The following is a 17,895-nucleotide window of genomic DNA, read 5'->3' on the forward strand; positions in this document are numbered from 1 at the left end:
GCCCCGGCGGCAACTCCGGGCGGCACGCGTCGCCCATTGGGGGGGCTTCGTGGGAAATCTGCCGTGTCGGGCGTGCCCCCTCGAAGCGGTGGCTGTTTACGTGTCGAAGTCCCTTCACCTCTCCCATGAGGAGCCTGACATGCGTATGCGCCAGATCCTGGCCGTCACCGCCTCCAGCTTCGCTCTCGTCGCCGCCGCCGGCGCCGTGACCTCGGCGGCGGCCTCGGCCCAGAGCTTCGGCGACCTGGCCGTCTCCAACGACACGCACGGCGACGAGCACTACAACCTGCACGTCGAGAAGACCCAGAAGGCCACGGGCAACGTCTTCCCGTCGTACGGCCCCCACCAGCTCGGCAACAACCAGCTCGCCAACCGCTCGCTGGCCAGCCAGATCTGATCCCGGCACAGCACAGGCCCGGCACTCACCACGCGGTGAGCGCCGGGCCTGAGCCGTGCCCCGGGCCCGGGGCACGCGACCCGGCGGCGCGCGCGGCGAGGCGCGCGGCGGGACCAGGGCCACGGGCCGCGGCGGCCACCGCGACCAGCGCGCCCGCCGCCGCCCACCCCCGCCCCCCGCTGGTCCGCCGGTCGTACGGCCAAAGGCCGATGGTCGCCCACCCCCCGTCGACGTACCGTCGAAAGAAGTCAACTCCCCGCCCACGCAGGGGAATCCGACCTGGGAGGTACCGTGCCCGCGCGCCTTGACCACACGATCATGCACAGCACCGACAGCGCCGTCTCCGCCCGCTTCCTCACCGACCTGCTCGCCGCGCCCGAGCCCCGCCCCTTCGGCCCCTTCGTCGCCGTGCCCGTCGAGGGCGGCCTGACGATCGACTACGCGGACTTCATCGTCCAGCCCGACGAGATCGTCATGCAGCACCTGGCGTTCCTCGTCTCCGAGGAGGAGTTCGACGCCATCCACGCCCGCGTCCTGGAGCGGAAGCTGCCCTACTGGTCCGACCCCCACCACGAGGGACCCCAGCAGCTCAACCTCCGCTCCGGCGGGCGCGGCCTGTACGTCGACGACCCCGACGGGCACTCCATCGAGTTCCTGACCGTCAGTGAGGCTCCGCGACGCTGACCCCGACACGTACACCCCTCCACCCCTACGCCCCGTGGCCCTCCGGCGAGTCGTCGGAGGGCCACGGGCCGTGCAGCCACCAGTCGTCGCCCGGGGTCGGCGTCAGCAACTCGCTCAGCGCGTCGTCGATCCCCAGCCGCTCGCTCTCCGACCCCGGCGCCACCGCGCGCAGCGTCCGCTCCAGCCAGGCCGACACGATCGCCGCCGACGCCTCCAGCAGGGCGTCGCCGTCCGGCGAGCTGAGCGCCATGCAGACCACGCTGCGCCCGTCCACCTTCGTCGGCCACACCCGCACGTCACCCTGTCCGCACGGTCGGAACACCCCCTCCACCAGCAACTCGCGCGCGAAGGTCCAGTGGACGGGGGAGTCGGAGCCCACGTGGAAGGTGATGTGCACGGCGTACGGCTCGTCCGTGCGATAGACCAGCTTGGCCGGTACGGGGATGCTGCGCTCGGGCGACAGCACCAGGTTCAGTTCCAGTTCTCGTTCCACCACGGTGTGCATGCGGTGCGCCCTCTCTGCTCTGCGTTTCGCTGCCTCTGTCGTCTTCACCGCCGGCCGCCGCGTGGCGACCCGCATGGGTTAGAGCGCGCTACCCCACGCACCATTACGCGAGTTCCCACATTCAGTCGGAATTTTTTCTGAACCCGCCCGCGTGTGGGTGGTCAGTGGGTATTGCGGTCCACGCCGTACGGAGCCGTCTGGTACACCTAGGGGCCGTGTTGCGGGTCGTGCGGCCGGTCCAGGAGGTCGCGGAGCGCCTGTTCACCGCGCCACGTCAGTGCGGCAGACTGCGTAGCGCCACCCCACCGCGCCGACCGCACGGCCACGCCGGCCGAGCAGATACGGGACATCGGAGATCATGAGCGTGCCCGGCGACAGCGGCCCCACGCAGGGCTACTACCCCGACCCGTCCATTCCCGGCTACATCCGCTACTGGAACGGCTCCGCATGGGTGCCCGGCACCAGTCGGCCCGCCCCCAGCGAGGGCGAGGCCGTCCCCGCGCCGCCGCCCGACGTCGCCGCCCAGGGCCAACTCCCGGTCCCGGGCGAGGAACCGCCGATCGACACGACCCAGCAGGCGGGCGCGGTCCCCGACCACACCGGCCCGGTGTTCTTCGACGAGCAGCCGGACGCCACGGACCAGGGCGGCGCGCTGCCCGAGCTGCGCCCGCGCGGCGAGGTGGGCCTGCGCCCCACCGACCCCACCCGGCCCGCCGACGCCGCCCCCTGGCACGACCCGCAGTCACCACCCGGCGCTCGGCCCGCCCCGGGCGGCGGTTGGTACGCCGACACCGCGCGCCAGGCGGGGTTCGGCGGCGAGGCGGACCAGCGGGTGTCCTGGGGCGCCGAGGACCCCGCGTACGGCCGCCCGGACTCCGCCCCGGCCTGGGGTGACGGCCCGTCCGACCCGCGCCTGGTCCCCCCGACCGGCATCGCCCCGCCGCCCGCCGCCGCGCCCGGCACCGCCGCGCCCGCCGCCTCCGCCGACGTCGCGCCGCCCGCCGACCGTGCGCGGGGCCGCGAGCTGGACCCGGGCGCCGCGCCCCGGGCGGCCCTCCCGGCGGGCCAGGGCCCGGCCGTGCCCCAGCAGGGTGGCGCGCCCGTGGAACCGGGGCCCACGGCCGGGCAGGAGCGCCCGGCCGACGCCGTCCCCGCGCGAGGCCAGGGCCCGGCCGAGGCCGGTACGGACGCGGCGTCCGCGCCGCGAGCCGGCCGGGACGGCACGCTGACGATCCGCGCGGTACGGCGCGGCGACCAGGACCCCGAGGCGGGCGAGCCGGGGCGGCAGGACGGCGCGACGGCCCCGGCCGGCCAGCGGGGCGGCCGGGACGGCACCCTGACCATCCGCGCACTCGGCCGCCAGGCCCCGGCCCCCGAGGCCCCGCCCGCAGCCGACGCCGGTCCCGCGCCGGCGGCCACCGCCCCGCAGCCCGCCACCGCCCCGCCCGCCTCGGTCGGGCCCGCCGCCGGGACACCGGCCGAGGCCGCGCACCCCCGGCCGGCGCCGGGCACCCAGGTCCCGGCCCAGGGCGCCCCGCCGCACGAGCCCGCGCGCCAGGCCCCCGCCCCGGCACCACAGGCCCCGCTCCCCGCGCAACCCGTGCCCGCACCGCAGGCCCCCGCCCCCGCGCAACCCGTACCCGTGCCGGCCCCGTCGGGGCCCGCGGTCGCCCAGCCCGCTCCCGCGCCGGCGGGGCCCGGCGTCGCCGTCGGCCAGGCCGACTGGGCGCGGCGGGTGCACGACCTGGCGCAGCCGGCCGGCCCCGGCCAGGCGCCGCCGGGCTCGCTCGACGACCTCATCCCGTGGAAGCCCCCGGTCGACAACCCGTTCCTGCGCGCGGCCCAGGCACAGGGCCGACCGGCCGGACTCGGCCGCCGGCTGGCCGCCCGGCTGATCGACACCCTGGTGCTCGGCGCGCTCGGGGCCGCCGCCGCGTTCCCCCTGTGGGTCAAGGCGAAGGACCACATCGACGCCAAGGTCGAGGAGGCCAGGCAGAGCGGCGAGACCGTCACGGTCTACCTCCTCGACGGCACCACCGGCGGTTATCTGGCGCTCGCGCTCGGGGCCCTGCTGGTGCTCGGCGTGGTCTACGAGGCGCTGCCCACCGCCCGGTGGGGGCGGACGCTGGGCAAGCGGCTGTGCGGGGTGCGGGTACTGGACATCGAGGACCACGAGACCCCGCTGTTCGGCGCCGCGCTGCGCCGGTGGCTGCTGTACGGGGTGCTCGGGGTGCTGGTGGTGGGCCTGGTGAACGTGGTGTGGTGCCTGTTCGACCGGCCGTGGCGGCAGTGTCTGCACGACAAGGCGGCGCGTACGTTCGTGGCCTCGGACCGGGAGTAGCCGGGCGGCCCGGCCCGCCCGGACGGGCCAGCGGGGTCGCCCGAACGGCCCGCGCCGGATGCGCCGGGCCGGGCGGCGGGTTCGACTCGGGCCATGAGCACCGACCAGCCCGGCTCCGGCGAGCCGCCCCGGGACGAGCCGCCGCACACGGGGCCGCGCCCCCCTTCGCCGGCGGGGCGCCCGCCCTTCGGGAGCGACGATCCGGCCCACCCCGCCCCGGACGGCCCCCACCACCCCACGGGCCAACCCGGCGCGGGCGCCCCCGGCGCGGGTCAGCCCGGGGGAGGCCAGCCAGGCGCCGGCGGCCCGTTCGGCGCGGCGCACCCCGGGGCCGGCGCGGGCCAGCCCGGCGCGGGCGGGCCGTACAACGGATCGCCGGGCGGCGGCTCCCCGTACGGCGGGCCCTACGGCGGCCCGTACGGCGACCAGCCCGGTGGCGTCCCGCCGTACGGCAGCGATCCCTACGGCGGTGACCCCTACGGCGGTGACCCCGACCCGCTGGCCGGCATGCCGCCGCTCGGCGGCCTGGGACGGCGACTGGTCGCGCGTATCGTCGACGGGCTCATCGTCGCCATCCCGGTCAGCGTGATCATGCTGCTCTCACTCGGCGGCTACGACCCGACCGACCCCGACGACACGGGCAAGTCCTCCGCGACGCAGATCGTCTTCGCGCTCGTGTACTTCGTCTACGAGGGGCTGATGCTCACCTCCCGGGGGCAGACCATCGGCAAGAAGCTGATGAAGCTGCGGGTGGCGATGCTCGACAATGGCGCGAATCCGACGGGTCAACCCGGGTGGTACCGGGCGGGCACCTACGCGCTGCCACAGATCGTCCCGTGCTGTGGCTTCGTCTTCTGGCTGGTCAACATCCTGTGGTGTACCTGGGACCGGCCGTACCGACAGTGCCTGCACGACAAGGTGGCCAAGACGGTCGTGGTCTCGACCGAGTAGCCCCGCCCGCGCCGGTGCGCGGCCCGCGCCGGGCCGCCCAGGTTGCCGATGGGTAACGACCCGGGGGGTATTCCCGGGCCCGACCTGGGCTCGCGCGGCGCGCGCTGATCTAATCGGGGCATGAGCGACAACCAGCCGCCGCCCCCGTACGGGCCACCGCACGCCGCGTACCACCTGACGCAGCCCCCCGGCATTCCCGCCGGCATGGCCCCCCTGGCCACGTCGGGCCAGCGGTTCCTGGCCAGGTTGCTCGACACGCTGATCCTCGGCACCATCTGGCTGCTGGCGCTGGCCTCGACGGGCGCGCTGCAGTCCGCGATGGACGACCCGAACGACCCGGACATCGGCAAGACCGCGCTCGCCGCGGTCATCACGTTCGTCGTCTACTTCGGCTACGAGGGCTTCATGCTCGCCCGGGACGGCCAGACGCTCGGCAAGAAGGCGGCCCGCATCCGGGTGGCGATGCTGGCCGACGGCGACATCCCGCGCGGCAAGGGCTGGACGCGGGCCGCGGTGTACGCGCTGCCCGGCATCGCCCAACCCATCCTGCTGGGCTCGCTGTTCTGGCTGCTGAACTCGCTGTGGCAGCTGTGGGACAAGCCCCTCCAGCAGAGCCTGCACGACAAGGTGGCCAAGACGGTGGTGGTCGAGGCGCACTGACCCGCGCCCCGCACCTGTCGCCCCACACGCACCACAGCGAAGCCGGCCCGGAACTCCGGGCCGGCTTCGCTGTGTGGTGACGTCCTGGCGGCGACGCCCGGACGTCGGCGCCGGCCGGTTCGGGGGCGCTGGTTCGGGCGGTGAGGGTCAGCTGCGCAGGGTGTGCTCGGTGGGCCGGGGCTCGGACCGGTGCAGCGGAAGGCGGGTCAGCGGTGAGGAGGGGGCGGCGGCCGGGTCCGGCGCCGGCGCGGAGCGGGGGATGGAGACGGTCACGGCGACAAGAAGCCCGAGGGCGAGGCCGGCCACCGCGACGACGGCCACTCCTGCCCCCGAACGCACCTCGGTCAGAAGCAGCATGGCGAGGGTCGATAGGACAACGGTCGTCGAACCGTAGACAAGCTGTGCTGGGGTCGGACGCGGCATGGCGATATCCGTCCTCAAGAAGACGATATGGGGGAACTTGGGGGGAGTGCCTCACGCGGGGGGTGTCAGCAAAAACTCTACGGTGCTGGATGCCCCGGAGGGACTTCCAGTAAGCGTGACCCAACCCACGGTGCCGGTGCGCAAGGGGCGCACGGAATCATCCAGCCACACAACGCCCCATCGCGACGCGCCCGTTGACAGATTGGCCCGCGCGTGGTGGGCGTACGACGAGGGGCCACGGTACGCCGTGGGAGCGCGCCCCCACAGCGCGGCTTTCGGCCGCGCTCCCGCACCCGGGTCGGGCGGTGACCGCTGGGGCTCAACGTGCCTGGTGTGCAAGGGAGTTGATGTCCCACTGGCGGTCCTCGTCGGACAACTCGCCGAGGTGGGGCGCCCACACGTTCGCTATGCGGAAAGAGAAAAGCAGAAAACGTACTGGGCTGGCGTGTCCAAGTCAAGGTCTGTCTTTTCTGCATTAACTCCGGTCAAATAGCGACACTCATCTTGACTGGGGAGGCAAAACTCAGGTGAAGACTCAACGGAGGGCGATGAGACCCATCGCCATCGCCACGGTGATCGCCGCGCTCGGCGCGGGCGCGCTCACGGTGGGAGTAGCCCAGGCCGACGACCGTAACGGCGTCCCGGCGGCCACCACGGAGGCGGCGAGCCACGATCCCGCCACCGCGCCCAAGCAGGTCGAGCACGACCTGGCCGGGCCGTTCAGCGAGCGGCAGCAGGCGCAGCGCGAGGACGCGCTGCGCCAGGTCATCTCCGGCGACGCCAAGGCCGAACGCCGTGGCGCGTCCAAGGTGGTCAAGCTCGACCGGAACAAGTACGTCGAGCTGGGCCGCGAGAAGACCGACAAGATCTTTACGATCCTGGTCGAGTTCGGCGACAAGGTCGACAACGACAGCACGTACGACCCGGACGGCCCGGACGGTCCCAAGCCCCCAGTCAAGAAGTACGGCGGCGACCCCGGCCCGGCGCACAACGAGATAGCCAAGCCGGACCGTGCCAACGACAACAGCACGGCCTGGCAGGCTGACTACAACCGCAAGCACTTCGAGGACCTGTACTTCTCGAAGGCGAAGAACAAGGAATCGCTCAAGAAGTACTACGAGAAGCAGTCCTCGGGCCGCTACTCGGTCGAGGGCGAGGTCTCCGACTGGGTCAAGGTCGACTACAACGAGGCCCGTTACGGTTCCAACTACTGCGGCAGCTCCAACTGCGCCAACGCCTGGGACCTGATCCGCGACGGCGTCACCCAGTGGGCCAAGGGCCAGAAGGCGGCCGGCCGCACCGACGCCCAGATCAAGGCGGACCTGGCCAAGTACGACCAGTGGGACCGCTACGACTTCGACGGTGACGGCGACTTCAACGAGCCCGACGGCTATATCGACCACTTCCAGATCGTGCACGCCGGCGAGGACGAGTCGGCCGGTGGCGGCGTCCAGGGCACGGACGCGCTGTGGGCGCACCGCTGGTACGCGTACGGCACCGACGCCGGCAAGACGGGCCCGAACGGCAACCAGGCCGGCGGCGCCCAGATCGGTGACACGGGCATCTGGGTCGGCGACTACACGATGCAGCCGGAGAACGGCGGACTCGGCGTCTTCGCCCACGAGTACGGGCACGACCTCGGCCTGCCGGACGAGTACGACACCACGAACCAGGGCGAGTCCTCCGTCGCCTTCTGGTCGCTGATGTCCGCCGGCTCCTGGCTCGGCACGGGCAAGGACAGCATCGGCGACCTGCCCGGTGACATGAACGCCTGGGACAAGCTGCAGCTGGGCTGGCTCAACTACGACCAGGCCAAGGCGGCGACCAGGTCCACCCACAAGCTGGGCGTGGCCGAGTACAACACCCGTAACAAGCAGGCGCTGTTGGTCGAGCTGCCCTCCAAGACCAGCACCACCAAGGTCGTCAAGCCCGCCGCCGGCAGCAAGCAGTGGTGGAGCGGCATGGGCAACGACCTCAAGAACACCCTGGCCCGCCCGGTCGACCTGACCGGCAAGGCCAAGGCGTCCCTCGACCTCCAGGGCTGGTGGGACATCGAGGAGAACTACGACTACCTCTACGCGGAGGTCTCCACCGACGGCGGCACGAGCTGGACGCCCGTCGACGGCACCGCGGGCGGCAAGCAGATCCCGCGCGACGGCGGCGACAAGCCCGCGCTGACCGGGGTTTCGGGCAGCTACCAGAAGCTGTCCTTCCCGCTGGACGCCTACGCCGGCAAGAAGATCGACGTGCGCTTCCGCTACCAGACCGACGGCGGCGCCGCGCAGAACGGCTTCACGGCCGACGAGATCACCGTGGTCGCCGACGGCCAGCCGCTCTTCCAGGACGGCGCCGAGGGTGACGACAACGGCTGGACCAGCAAGGGCTTCTCGCGCATCGGCGAGTCCTTCACCAAGGACTACCCGCAGTACTACATCGCGGAGAACCGCCAGTACGTGAGCTACGACAAGACCCTCAAGGTCGGCCCGTACAACTTCGGTTGGGCCAGCACCCGGCCGGGCTGGGTCGAGCACTACCCGTACCAGAACGGCCTGTTGATCTGGCTGTGGGACACCGCGGCGCCCGACAACAACGTGAGCGTGCACCCGGGCTCGGGTCAGATCCTGCCGATCGACGCGCACGCCAAGCCCGAGAAGTGGTCGGACGGCACCCTGATGCGCAACCGCTTCCAGGCGTACGACTCGACCTTCAGCCACTACCGCACCGACGGCTACACCCTCCACAAGGACGGCAAGGCCGCGAAGGTGAAGTCGAAGCCCGGCGTGTCCGTCTTCGACGACCGCAAGGGCACCTACTGGCACGACACCAACCCGACCGGTGGCGTTAAGGTTCCTGACACCAACACCCAGATCAAGATCCTTCAGGAGGCCTGGGACGGGTCCACCATGACCCTCCGCGTCGGCCCTTCTGGCAGGAAGTGACATAGTCGCAGGTCAGAGCGGTATCGGCCGTCGCCCCTAGCGGGCGGCGGCCGATTCGCGTTTAGATGCCCCTACGAGATTCTTGTTGACGCGACGTCTCAGGGGGCGATCGGGAAGATGGCTGGCGGTGGATTCACCAAGCTTCCGGGCGGCGATGTGGTGGTGGCGGTCTCGCTGCCCAGCCCGTTCGCCCAGGTCGGCGGCGCGACCCCCGGCGGAACGCTGGGTCACGGCGCGAACACGGCTGGGGGTGGTGGTCCTGGTGGGATCAGCGGGGCCTCTGGGGTCGCTGTGGCGCCAGGTACAGAAAGCGCGTTCATGCGCACGGGAGCGCTCAGCGACGCCACCGCCATGGGGCCGCGCGTCCGCATCCTGGTGCACGCCGCGAACCGCCAGCGCGCCCTGACCCGGCTGCGCAACCTGGGACTGCGCGCGGTGTACCTGCGCGGCAACGCGGAACCCCCGACTCCGGACGAGGTCACGGCCGTCCTGCACCACCCGGACGGGCTGGTCTGGCGCGCCGCCCCGGATGACGACACCGAGTCCTGGCACCCCATCCGCGCCCTGCTCCGCTCCACCCGCCGCTCCCCGGCGGCCCCCGCCTGACCACGCCACAACGACTCTGACCAGCGCGAACGACGGCAGGGCGACCCCGAGGCGGGGCCTGGCGGGGGAGTGGACGACCAGGGCGACGGGCGGCGGGACGCCACGGGCGGCGGCCAGGCGACGCGGGTCGGGCGGTCCCGGGCGAGCCGCGCCAGCCGCCGGCGACGGGCGCGAGCGGGCGGGGCGGACACGTCGCGGACGTGCCTCCGAGGCAGGCCGACGCGCTCCGGCGGGCCGGCGGCGGCGGCCCGGGCGGATCGGCGGATCGGAACGGGCCGACGGCGGGCCCGGCGAGCGGTCAGGCCGTGCGGAGCACCGGGGCGCCGGACAGCCGCACGGAGGCCGCGCGCATCTCCTTCAGCGCCCGCTCCGTGGTGTGCTCGGCCACGCCCGCCGTCAGGTCCAGCAGGACGTGCGTCTCGAAGCCCGCGCGGCGCGCGTCCAGGGCCGTGGCCCGTACGCAGTGGTCGGTCGCGATGCCGACCACGTCCACCTCGTCGACCTCGCGCTCGCGCAGCCAGCGCTCCAGCGGCGTGCCGTTCTCGTCGGCGCCCTCGAAGCCGCTGTACGCGGCGGAGTAGGCGCCCTTGTCGAAGACCGTGTCCAGCGACCCGGCGGCGACGGCCGGCGCGAAGTTGGGGTGGAACCCGCTGCCCTCGGTGCCCGCCAGGCAGTGCACCGGCCAGGAGTGCTCGTAGTCGGGCCGCTCCGAGAAGTGGTCACCGGGGTCTATGTGGTAGTCGCGGGTGGCGACGATGTGCCGGTAGCCGGGGGCGGCCTGACCGATCAGGTCCGTGATGGCGGCGGCGACGTCGGAACCGCCCTGGACGGCGAGGCTGCCGCCCTCGCAGAAGTCGTTCTGCACGTCGATGACGATCAGTGCCCGGTACATGGCGCGTGCCTTCCGGATGGGGACGAGGAGGGATCGGTGTGCGCCCGATCCGGTGTAACCGAGGGTAGACACCGAACGGGTCGCACGGGAGTACGTGTGCCGCGGGGCGGCGGGCGCGAGCCTGGTCTTCCCGGGCGCACCGCTCGTCACACGTGTGAGCGCCGCTCACCCCCGCGACGAGCGACCAGTCCCGCGCGCGCGACGCGCGGCCCGCCCCTGCCGCGCGACCCCGCCCTCCGCGTCCGTGTGGCGACCGGCCGCGCGCCGGGCGGGCGCGCGGCGGCTACACGTACTCGGTCGGCAGCACCGGCTCGCCGCGCGAGAGCTGCGTCGCCGACAGCGGCAGGCCGGCGCGGGCCGCCAGGTGCCGGTCGCGGGCCGCGTCGAGCGGCTCGCGGGCGACGACCTCGCCGCCGCGCACCAGCTCCACCTGGAGCTGCCGCTCGGCCAGCTCCGCCGGCACCGGGCCCGAGCCCACCAGCTCCGCCTCGGCGACACCGTCCGCGTCCAGCCGGCGCGCGGCCCACTTGCGCCCGCCGATCGAGGTCTTGCCGCCCATGGACTTCTTCGCCACCGGCACCAGCGGCGCCGCCGGGTCGTCGGAGGCGGCGCGCGCCACCAGCTTGTAGACCATCGAGCACGTCGGGTGACCGCTGCCGGTGACCAGCTGGGTGCCGACCCCGTACGCGTCCACCGGGGCCGCGGCCAGCGAGGCGATCGCGTACTCGTCCAGGTCGCTGGTCACCACGATCCTGGTGCGTTCGGCCCCCAGGTCGTCGAGCTGCTGGCGCACCCGGTGGGCCAGCAGCAACAGGTCACCGGAGTCGATGCGTACGGCGCCCAGGTCGGGGCCGGCGATCTCGACGGCGGTCCGCACGGCCTCGGCCACGTCGTAGGTGTCCACCAGCAGGGTGGTGCCGCTGCCCAGCGCGGTGACCTGCGCGGTGAAGGCGTCCCGCTCGCTGTCGTGCAGCAGGGTGAAGGCGTGCGCGCTGGTGCCCACGGTGGGGATGTTGTAGCGGAAGCCGGCCGCCAGGTCGGAGGTGGTCGCGAAGCCGCCGACGTAGGCCGCCCGCGCGGCGGCGACGGCGCCCAGCTCGTGGGTGCGGCGGGCGCCCATCTCGATCAGCCGCCGGCCACCGGCGGCGACCGCCATCCGGGACGCGGCGGCGGCGACGGCCGAGTCGTGGTTGAGGATGGACAGGATGACCGTCTCCAGGAGCACGGCCTCGGCGAAGGTCCCCTCGACGCGCATCAGCGGCGAGCCGGGGAAGTACACCTCTCCCTCGGGGTAGCCGTGGATGTCGCCGGAGAAGCGGTAGTCGGCCAGGTAGTCCAAAGTGGCCTCGTCCACGATCCGCTGGTCGGAGAGGAAGCCGAGGACGCCGCTGTCGAAGCGGAAGTTCTCGACGGCGTCCAGCACGCGCCCGGTGCCCGCGAGCACCCCGTACCGGCGGCCCTCGGGCAGCCGGCGGGTGAAGACCTCGAAGACCGAGCGGCGCCCGGCGGTGCCGCCCCGCAGCGCGGCCTGCACCATGGTGAACTCGTACCGATCGGTGAAGAGCGCGGTGGAGGGCACGTCGACCGGCAGCCCAAGGTCCGCGGTGTTCATCGCGTTCCCGTCGCCCGCGGGGCGCGCGGCGGTCGGGGTGTGCTTGGCGTTCATGGCGTTCCCAGGATTCACGGCGGGGTGGGCCCCGCGGCTCGGGTGGAGCGGTTGGTGGGGATGCTACCCCCGTTATTCGTCAGAGTGACGATTTCTGGGGCCGTTTGTGCGCCAGGCCACGTCGGGTGGCAGCATGGGGCAGGTGAGCGCCCATCCCTGTCCAGCCACCGCCGTGCGCGCCGTGTCGTACCCGGTGCTCAGCGTCGCCCCCACCGAGATCGAGCGGCCCGACGCGAGCGAGGCCCCCGTCGAGGTGCCGGAGCCGGACGTGCCCTGGGTGACCGTGGTCCACAACGACCCGGTGAACCTCATGAGTTACGTGACCTACGTCTTCCAGAGCTATTTCGGCTACCCCAAGGACAAGGCGCACCGGCTGATGATGGACGTCCACCACAAGGGGCGCGCGATCGTCTCCAGTGGGAGCCGCGAGGAGATGGAGCGCGACGTGCAGGCCATGCACGGGTACGGCCTGTGGGCGACCCTCCAGCAGGACCGCTGATGGCCGGGCACTTCGAGGCGCTGCCCGGCGGCGGTGCGGCCGTGGCGCTGGACGAGGTGGAGATCTCCATCCTGCGCAGCCTGGCCGTCCAGCTCCTGGAGCTGATCGGCCCGGGCGACGAGGCGACCGACGACGACCCGCTGGCCGCGCTCTTCGCCGAGGGCCCGAGCAGCCCGCCCACCGACCCGGCGCTGGCCCGCCTCTTCCCCGACGCGTACGGCGGGCCCGGGGCGAGCGAGGACGAGCGCACGCGGGCGGCGTCGGCCGAGTTCCGCCGCTTCACGGAGAACGACCTGCGGGCCCGCAAGCGGGACGACGTGCTGGCCATGGTGCGCAGCCTGGACGCGCTGGGCGAGGGCGGCGCGGTGCTCGAACTGACCCCGGAGACCTCCCGGCAGTGGCTCGGCGCGCTCAACGACCTGCGGCTGGCCATCGGGGCGCGCCTTGAGGTCTCCGACGACGAGGACGACGCCGGCGAGCTCTACACCCTGCCGGACTCCGACCCGCGCAAGCCGATGGTCATGGCGTACCTGTGGCTGGGCGGCATGCAGGAGAGCCTCATCGAGACGCTGATGCCGTAGCCGACGCGCGGGCCCGAACGCCCGGCCGCGACGCGTCGCGGCCGGCGCCCGCGCCGGCCTCTCCGCTCAGGGGACGTGCGACCTCCGTTCAGCGGAGGTGGATCCTCCGGTCAGTGGAAGTGGAGCCTCCAGTCAGTGGACGCCGACCCTCCGCTCAGCGGACGTCGAGCCTCCGGTCGGTGGACGCCGAACTTCCGGTCGGCGGGGGCGGGGCCGTTCGGCGCGACCTCCGTGTGGAGAAGGTGGGGCCCCGATGTGACGGAGGTGATCCCTCCGGTCGGCGGAGGCTGTGCCTCCGCCCGGTGGGTCTCGAACAGTCCCGGCTGTCCGGGTGGCGACCCACCCTCGAACGGGTGCGGGGCCGGGACGGCGGAGCGGTCACCATATCGGGACAGATCGCGACTTGTGCTTCGCTCAACGGAGGCTCAAATCCGCATAACGATCCCATTACCGCGCCGGTGGGTATCGAACACTGACCCGTAGTTTGTCCTACTTTTCTCGTGACGTACGTCGCTCTCGTCTCTACTGATCTCGCGTCGGCTCGTGGTAAATCTTCACGACCTGCCGTCCGTGACGCCACCCCTGTCACGGCGGGAGCGCTGTGCCGACCGATCGTCGGCGTGCAGGACTCCATCCGGGGGGATCGGGACCCGATCCGGACAATCCGGGTCGGTATGGAGAAAGGCGCACCACTTATGACCTCAGCGCAGGTCGACACGCAGAACGACGACGGCAGCGAGGCCACAGGGGTCGCGACCGACGAGGGCTACCAGCGAGGTCTGGGAGCCCGTCAGATTCAGATGATCGCCATCGGTGGCGCGATTGGCACGGGGCTCTTCCTCGGCGCCGGAAAGGCGATCACCAAGGCTGGCCCCAGCCTCATCCTCGCCTACGCCGTCGCCGGTCTGGTCATCTTCTTCATCATGCGGGCGCTGGGCGAGTTGCTGATGTACCGCCCCGTGTCCGGCAGTTTCTCGGAATACGCCCGGGAGTTCCTGGGCCCCTTCTTCGGCTTTGTCACCGGCTGGACCTACTGGCTCTTCTGGGTCGTCACCGGCATTACGGAAGTGACCGCCGCCGCGAAATACGTCCAGTACTGGCGGGACGACATTCCCCAGTGGGTGTCCGCACTGGCCTTCACGGTCCTGCTCTTCGGCGCCAACCTCATCTCGGTGAAGGTCTTCGGCGAGCTTGAGTTCTGGTTCTCCATGGTCAAGGTGACCGCCATTCTCGGCATGATCCTGATCGGCCTCGGCGTGATCACCCTCGGTTTCTCGGACGCCGGCGACACGGCCTCCTTCAGCCACCTGTGGTCGGACGGCGGCTTCTTCCCCAAGGGCCTCGACGGCACGTTGATGACCCTCCAGATCGTGATGTTCGCCTTCCTCGCCGTCGAACTCGTCGGCGTCACGGCGGGCGAGTCGGTCAACCCGAAGAAGACCCTGCCCAAGGCCATCAACACCGTGCCGTGGCGCATCGCCGTCTTCTACCTCGGCGCCCTCATCATCATCCTGTCGGTGGTGAGCTGGACCGAGTTCGTCCCGGACACCAGCCCGTTCGTGGCCGCCTTCGCCAAGATCGGCCTCCCGGCCGGCGCGGGCATCGTGAACTTCGTGGTGCTCACCGCGGCACTGTCCTCGTGTAACTCCGGGATGTACTCCACCGGCCGCATGCTGCGCGACCTCGCGCTCAACGGCCAGGGCCCGAAGTTCTTCACCAAGCTCACCAAGAACGGCCTGCCGCTCCTGGGTACCAGCGTCTCGGCCGCGCTCATGATGGTCGGCGTCTGGATCAACTACGAATGGCCCTCGAAGGCGTTCGACTACGTCGTCTCCTTCGCGACCATCTCCGGCATGTGGGCCTGGATCATGATCCTGCTCTCACAGCTGCGCTACCGGGCCAAGGCCGACCGTGGCGAACTGCCCCAGTCCACCTTCCGGGCCCCCGGCGCCCCGTACACCAGCATCTTCGCGCTGTGCTTCATCGGCATGGTCATCGTGCTGATGGGCTTCGACAAGGACTCCCGGGTCTCGCTGTACGCGGCGCCGATCTGGGCCGTGCTGCTGACCATCGGCTACTTCGTCATAAAGGCCCGCAACCCGCAGGCGTTCGCCCGCAAGGACTACTCGATGGCCGCGGCCAACGCCGACTGGGGCGACAGCGAGCCGCCGCTGGCCGTGCGACAGGCCAGGGCCACCGGCGACGCCCCTGCGGCCACCGCCGAGCCGGCGCCGGCCGAGGGCGACGACGCGCGGAGCGACGCCACGAAGGACGGCGACGCGAAGGGCGACGCCAAGGACTGAGGCGCCCCCGCCCCGCGACGCACCCCCGCGGCCCCGCCGCGACCCGGGCCCGGTCCGTACCCGCGCGAGCGGATACGGACCGGGCCCGCCGTCATGCCGCCCCGGCGCGACCCCGAGCACCCGGGCGCCCCGGCCCGTCCCGGACGCCCTTGACCGGCCGGGCACCCCTACCCGCTCGACGCCACGCTGGCCCCCGCCCGCCCCGGGCCGCACCCCCGCGGGGTCCACCCGGGAGCCCCGGCCCCCACCGACCGCTCCACCGGGACCGCCCCGCGAGGGCCGCCGCCCCGCCCCGACCCGCCCCGAGGGCCTCCTTATGCTGTCGCCATGCTGACCATCACCCAGGCCCTGCACGACCAGATCGTCGCCCACGCCCGGGCCGACCACCCCGACGAGGCGTGCGGCGTGGTCGCGGGCCCGGAAGGCTCCGACCGGCCCGAGCGGTTCGTGCCGATGCTCAACGCGGCGCGCTCGCCCACGTTCTACGAGTTCGACTCCGGCGACCTGCTGCGCCTCTACCGTGACCTCGACGACCGCGACGAGGTGCCGGTGATCATCTACCACTCGCACACCGCGACCGAGGCGTACCCCTCCCGTACGGACATCACGTACGCGAACGAACCCGGCGCCCACTACGTGCTCGTCTCCACCGCCGACACCGACGACGCCGGCCCCTTCCAGTTCCGCTCCTTCCGCATCGTGGACGGCGTGGTCACGGAGGAAGACGTGCGGGTCGTCGCCGCGTACTGAGGTCCCCGCGCGGGGGCGCCACGGGGCCGCCCGGCCGGTGCCGGCGGTCCCACCGGCGGTCTGGGGTCTCACATACCGCGACGAGGGAGTCCGTCATTCAAGACGGGCTATCCGGGGCGCGAGGGGGAATCGATACGATGACCGCATGGTTGTCCATGACGTGAACGCCGCGACCCGCCGGGGAGTGACCCGCACGCGCCCCGGCGCGACGCCGGGCGCGCTGCTCGTCGCGCGGCTGCACGTCGATCTGTGTCGCCTCGCCAGCGCCATCTGTCCGCGGCGCGCCGCCGCCTGACCCTCGCGGCCACGCTCGCCCGCACACCGCGCCGCACATCCACGCGCAGCCGCGTGCCGTTCAGTCGACATTCCGTACCCCGCACTCCGACAGGAGCACCCAGCCATGGCCATCGAGGTCCGCATCCCGACCATCCTCCGCAGCTACACCGACGACCAGAAGAAGGTCGAAGGCAGCGGAGACACCATCGAGGCGCTCTTCACCGACCTTGAGGCGCGCCACCCCGGCATCCGTGAGCGCCTGGTGGAGACCACCGGCGAGCTGCGCCGCTTCGTCAACGTCTACCTGAACGACGAGGACGTGCGTTTCCTGGGCGGCATCAGCACGCCGCTCAAGGACGGTGACAGCATCACCATCCTGCCCGCCGTCGCCGGTGGCGCCCCCAGCGGGAACGCAGCGGTCTGATGCGCTACGACAGCCCGCTCGACGCCGTCGGCAACACGCCGCTGGTGCGGCTGGCCCGCCTCTCGCCCTCCGCCGAGGTGCGGGTCTGGGCCAAGCTGGAGGACCGTAACCCGACGGGTTCGATCAAGGACCGCCCCGCGCTCCACATGATCGAACAGGCCGAGAAGAGCGGCCGGTTGACCCCGGGCTGCACCATCCTGGAGCCCACCTCGGGCAACACCGGCATCTCGCTCGCCATGGCGGCCAGGCTCAAGGGCTACCGCATCGTGTGCGTCATGCCGGAGAACACCAGCGACGAGCGTCGCCAGCTGCTGGCCATGTGGGGCGCGGAGATCATCTCCTCGCCGGCCGCGGGCGGGTCGAACACGGCCGTACGGGTCGCCAAGGAGCTGTCCGCCGAGCATCCGGACTGGGTGATGCTCTACCAGTACGGCAACCCGGACAACGCGGGCGCCCACTACGCGACCACGGGCCCCGAGATCCTCGCCGACCTCCCCTCGATCACGCACTTCGTCGCGGGGCTGGGTACCACCGGCACCCTGATGGGCGTCGGCCGCTACCTGCGCGAGCACGCCCCGGGCGTCCAGGTCGTGGCCGCCGAGCCGCGCTACGACGACCTGGTCTACGGGCTGCGCAACCTGGACGAGGGCTTCGTGCCCGAGCTGTACGACGAGTCCGTGCTGACCACCCGGTTCTCGGTGGGCAGCGAGGACGCCGTGCGGCGTACGCGGGAACTCCTGGCCGAGGAGGGCATCTTTGCGGGCGTCTCCACCGGCGCCGCCCTGCACGCCGCTCTCGGCGTCGCCCGCAAGGCCGAGCAGGCGGGCGAGAGCGCCGACGTCGCGTTCGTCGTCGCCGACGGTGGCTGGAAGTACCTGTCCACCGGTGTCTACACGGCGGCCACCACCGAGGAGGCCATCGCCACCCTGCACGGCCAGCTCTGGGCGTAGCGGAACGGCGGTGGTCGGCGGGACGCCCCGGCCGCCGCCGTCCGGCCG

The 17,895-nt window shown here is 72.4% G+C and carries 18 protein-coding genes; 14 read left to right on the top strand and 4 right to left on the bottom strand.

Going from position 1 to position 17,895, the window contains the following annotated elements; translation table 11 throughout:
- The first annotated feature begins 139 nt into the window (after positions 1 to 139).
- Both ACFVFR_RS28810 and ACFVFR_RS28815 read left to right on the top strand, forming a co-directional pair.
- Positions 140 to 397 carry a hypothetical protein gene (locus tag ACFVFR_RS28810; RefSeq protein WP_383706967.1) on the top strand — a complete coding sequence of 86 codons (258 nt, stop codon included), beginning with the start codon at positions 140 to 142 and terminating at the stop codon, positions 395 to 397.
- A gap of 291 nt (positions 398 to 688) precedes the next feature.
- Entirely contained in the window at positions 689 to 1,081 is a 393-nt protein-coding gene (locus ACFVFR_RS28815) for a VOC family protein (RefSeq protein WP_383706969.1), read from the top strand.
- A 25-nt stretch (positions 1,082 to 1,106) separates the two neighbouring features.
- Here ACFVFR_RS28815 and ACFVFR_RS28820 read toward each other — a convergent pair whose 3' ends face one another.
- A complete protein-coding gene (locus ACFVFR_RS28820; RefSeq protein ID WP_383706971.1) occupies positions 1,107 to 1,586 on the bottom strand; it encodes an SsgA family sporulation/cell division regulator in 480 nt (159 codons plus the stop codon).
- A 358-nt stretch (positions 1,587 to 1,944) separates the two neighbouring features.
- Between ACFVFR_RS28820 and ACFVFR_RS28825 the strand changes: the two genes are divergently transcribed.
- From ACFVFR_RS28825 to ACFVFR_RS28835, 3 genes are all read left to right on the top strand, one after another.
- Positions 1,945 to 3,927 (top strand): RDD family protein, encoded by a 1,983-nt coding sequence (locus ACFVFR_RS28825; protein WP_383706973.1) that lies wholly within the window; start codon positions 1,945 to 1,947, stop codon positions 3,925 to 3,927.
- Between the two features lie 93 nt (positions 3,928 to 4,020).
- On the top strand, positions 4,021 to 4,878 hold the full coding sequence (locus ACFVFR_RS28830; RefSeq protein WP_383706975.1) for an RDD family protein: 858 nt from the start codon (positions 4,021 to 4,023) through the stop codon (positions 4,876 to 4,878).
- Between the two features lie 120 nt (positions 4,879 to 4,998).
- A complete protein-coding gene (locus tag ACFVFR_RS28835) occupies positions 4,999 to 5,538 on the top strand; it encodes an RDD family protein (protein ID WP_383706977.1) in 540 nt (179 codons plus the stop codon).
- 147 nt (positions 5,539 to 5,685) lie between these two features.
- Here ACFVFR_RS28835 and ACFVFR_RS28840 read toward each other — a convergent pair whose 3' ends face one another.
- Positions 5,686 to 5,895, bottom strand: a complete 210-nt coding sequence (locus ACFVFR_RS28840; protein ID WP_383706978.1) for a hypothetical protein — start codon at positions 5,893 to 5,895, stop codon at positions 5,686 to 5,688.
- Positions 5,896 to 6,509: 614 nt separating this feature from the next.
- Here ACFVFR_RS28840 and ACFVFR_RS28845 point away from each other — a divergent pair.
- Positions 6,510 to 8,900: an immune inhibitor A domain-containing protein gene (locus tag ACFVFR_RS28845; RefSeq protein WP_383706980.1), complete on the top strand. Its 2,391-nt coding sequence runs from the start codon at positions 6,510 to 6,512 to the stop codon at positions 8,898 to 8,900.
- A gap of 117 nt (positions 8,901 to 9,017) precedes the next feature.
- Entirely contained in the window at positions 9,018 to 9,506 is a 489-nt protein-coding gene (locus tag ACFVFR_RS28850) for a hypothetical protein (protein ID WP_383706982.1), read from the top strand.
- 298 nt (positions 9,507 to 9,804) lie between these two features.
- Here ACFVFR_RS28850 and ACFVFR_RS28855 read toward each other — a convergent pair whose 3' ends face one another.
- Both ACFVFR_RS28855 and ACFVFR_RS28860 read right to left on the bottom strand, forming a co-directional pair.
- Positions 9,805 to 10,398 (bottom strand): nicotinamidase, encoded by a 594-nt coding sequence (locus ACFVFR_RS28855; RefSeq protein ID WP_383706984.1) that lies wholly within the window; start codon positions 10,396 to 10,398, stop codon positions 9,805 to 9,807.
- 283 nt (positions 10,399 to 10,681) lie between these two features.
- Entirely contained in the window at positions 10,682 to 12,010 is a 1,329-nt protein-coding gene (locus ACFVFR_RS28860; RefSeq protein ID WP_383707026.1) for a nicotinate phosphoribosyltransferase, read from the bottom strand.
- Between the two features lie 247 nt (positions 12,011 to 12,257).
- Between ACFVFR_RS28860 and clpS the strand changes: the two genes are divergently transcribed.
- From clpS to ACFVFR_RS28895, 7 genes are all read left to right on the top strand, one after another.
- Entirely contained in the window at positions 12,258 to 12,563 is a 306-nt protein-coding gene (gene clpS, locus ACFVFR_RS28865) for an ATP-dependent Clp protease adapter ClpS (RefSeq protein ID WP_176166091.1), read from the top strand.
- On the top strand, positions 12,563 to 13,144 hold the full coding sequence (locus ACFVFR_RS28870; RefSeq protein ID WP_383706986.1) for a DUF2017 domain-containing protein: 582 nt from the start codon (positions 12,563 to 12,565) through the stop codon (positions 13,142 to 13,144). The genes clpS and ACFVFR_RS28870 overlap by 1 nt, the downstream gene beginning before the upstream one ends.
- Before the next feature lie 695 nt (positions 13,145 to 13,839).
- Positions 13,840 to 15,447 carry an amino acid permease gene (locus tag ACFVFR_RS28875; RefSeq protein WP_383706988.1) on the top strand — a complete coding sequence of 536 codons (1,608 nt, stop codon included), beginning with the start codon at positions 13,840 to 13,842 and terminating at the stop codon, positions 15,445 to 15,447.
- A 327-nt stretch (positions 15,448 to 15,774) separates the two neighbouring features.
- Entirely contained in the window at positions 15,775 to 16,197 is a 423-nt protein-coding gene (locus tag ACFVFR_RS28880) for a Mov34/MPN/PAD-1 family protein (protein ID WP_383706990.1), read from the top strand.
- A 145-nt stretch (positions 16,198 to 16,342) separates the two neighbouring features.
- Positions 16,343 to 16,492 carry a putative leader peptide gene (locus ACFVFR_RS28885; RefSeq protein ID WP_383706992.1) on the top strand — a complete coding sequence of 50 codons (150 nt, stop codon included), beginning with the start codon at positions 16,343 to 16,345 and terminating at the stop codon, positions 16,490 to 16,492.
- A 105-nt stretch (positions 16,493 to 16,597) separates the two neighbouring features.
- On the top strand, positions 16,598 to 16,897 hold the full coding sequence (locus ACFVFR_RS28890; protein ID WP_383706994.1) for a MoaD/ThiS family protein: 300 nt from the start codon (positions 16,598 to 16,600) through the stop codon (positions 16,895 to 16,897).
- Positions 16,897 to 17,847, top strand: coding sequence for a PLP-dependent cysteine synthase family protein (locus tag ACFVFR_RS28895; RefSeq protein ID WP_383706996.1), 951 nt, complete (start codon positions 16,897 to 16,899; stop codon positions 17,845 to 17,847). The genes ACFVFR_RS28890 and ACFVFR_RS28895 overlap by 1 nt, the downstream gene beginning before the upstream one ends.
- The last annotated feature ends 48 nt before the right edge of the window (positions 17,848 to 17,895 follow it).

This window comes from Streptomyces sp. NPDC057702, from assembly GCF_042799315.1.
In the GTDB taxonomy this organism is placed as follows: domain Bacteria; phylum Actinomycetota; class Actinomycetes; order Streptomycetales; family Streptomycetaceae; genus Streptomyces.

What these genes read in the sequence shown, in the direction of transcription:
- ACFVFR_RS28810 (WP_383706967.1), top strand. Translation starts at nt 140, where the DNA reads ATGCGTATGCGCCAGATCCTGGCCGTCACCGCCTCCAGCTTCGCTCTC.
- ACFVFR_RS28820 (WP_383706971.1), bottom strand. Translation starts at nt 1,586, where the DNA reads ATGCACACCGTGGTGGAACGAGAACTGGAACTGAACCTGGTGCTGTCG.
- ACFVFR_RS28825 (WP_383706973.1), top strand. Translation starts at nt 1,945, where the DNA reads ATGAGCGTGCCCGGCGACAGCGGCCCCACGCAGGGCTACTACCCCGAC.
- ACFVFR_RS28830 (WP_383706975.1), top strand. Translation starts at nt 4,021, where the DNA reads ATGAGCACCGACCAGCCCGGCTCCGGCGAGCCGCCCCGGGACGAGCCG.
- ACFVFR_RS28835 (WP_383706977.1), top strand. Translation starts at nt 4,999, where the DNA reads ATGAGCGACAACCAGCCGCCGCCCCCGTACGGGCCACCGCACGCCGCG.
- ACFVFR_RS28840 (WP_383706978.1), bottom strand. Translation starts at nt 5,895, where the DNA reads ATGCTGCTTCTGACCGAGGTGCGTTCGGGGGCAGGAGTGGCCGTCGTC.
- ACFVFR_RS28845 (WP_383706980.1), top strand. Translation starts at nt 6,510, where the DNA reads ATGAGACCCATCGCCATCGCCACGGTGATCGCCGCGCTCGGCGCGGGC.
- ACFVFR_RS28850 (WP_383706982.1), top strand. Translation starts at nt 9,018, where the DNA reads ATGGCTGGCGGTGGATTCACCAAGCTTCCGGGCGGCGATGTGGTGGTG.
- ACFVFR_RS28855 (WP_383706984.1), bottom strand. Translation starts at nt 10,398, where the DNA reads ATGTACCGGGCACTGATCGTCATCGACGTGCAGAACGACTTCTGCGAG.
- ACFVFR_RS28860 (WP_383707026.1), bottom strand. Translation starts at nt 12,010, where the DNA reads ATGAACACCGCGGACCTTGGGCTGCCGGTCGACGTGCCCTCCACCGCG.
- ACFVFR_RS28870 (WP_383706986.1), top strand. Translation starts at nt 12,563, where the DNA reads ATGGCCGGGCACTTCGAGGCGCTGCCCGGCGGCGGTGCGGCCGTGGCG.
- ACFVFR_RS28875 (WP_383706988.1), top strand. Translation starts at nt 13,840, where the DNA reads ATGACCTCAGCGCAGGTCGACACGCAGAACGACGACGGCAGCGAGGCC.
- ACFVFR_RS28880 (WP_383706990.1), top strand. Translation starts at nt 15,775, where the DNA reads ATGCTGACCATCACCCAGGCCCTGCACGACCAGATCGTCGCCCACGCC.
- ACFVFR_RS28885 (WP_383706992.1), top strand. Translation starts at nt 16,343, where the DNA reads ATGGTTGTCCATGACGTGAACGCCGCGACCCGCCGGGGAGTGACCCGC.
- ACFVFR_RS28890 (WP_383706994.1), top strand. Translation starts at nt 16,598, where the DNA reads ATGGCCATCGAGGTCCGCATCCCGACCATCCTCCGCAGCTACACCGAC.
- ACFVFR_RS28895 (WP_383706996.1), top strand. Translation starts at nt 16,897, where the DNA reads ATGCGCTACGACAGCCCGCTCGACGCCGTCGGCAACACGCCGCTGGTG.